Source organism: Mesorhizobium sp. M7A.F.Ca.MR.362.00.0.0 (genome assembly GCF_004023175.1).
GTDB lineage: Bacteria > Pseudomonadota > Alphaproteobacteria > Rhizobiales > Rhizobiaceae > Mesorhizobium.
The window spans coordinates 3,215-3,490 of the sequence record NZ_RZTF01000050.1; the positions used below are offsets into that span (position 1 = coordinate 3,215).

Here is a 276-nt window from a genome sequence, read left to right on the forward strand (position 1 = left end):
GATTTTCGCTGGCCTGATGATCGCCGTCGGCAGCCATTCGGAAACGGCGAGCACGATTGCCGAATTCACGTCGCCCAAGGGTCTTCCGTATTCGCTGGCCGTCGATTTCACCTTGAAGAACAGCCTGGTGCTGCTTTTTGGCATCGTGGCCTGTGCCTACTGCCACATCGCCTTCCTCACTGAGGCGCGGGAGCGGTCCGTCCGGGCCATCCGCATCCTGGCGCTGCAGCGCGATCTCTAGAGCAATGGCGTCTAGTTGATCCGGCGGTAATAGAC

At 60.1% G+C, this 276-nt stretch carries 1 pseudogene; it reads left to right on the forward strand.

Annotated features, from left to right (window positions below):
* Window positions 1–241, forward strand: a pseudogene (locus EOC06_RS42095) (hypothetical protein); the annotation flags it as partial.
* Between the last annotated feature and the right edge of the window lie 35 nt (window positions 242–276).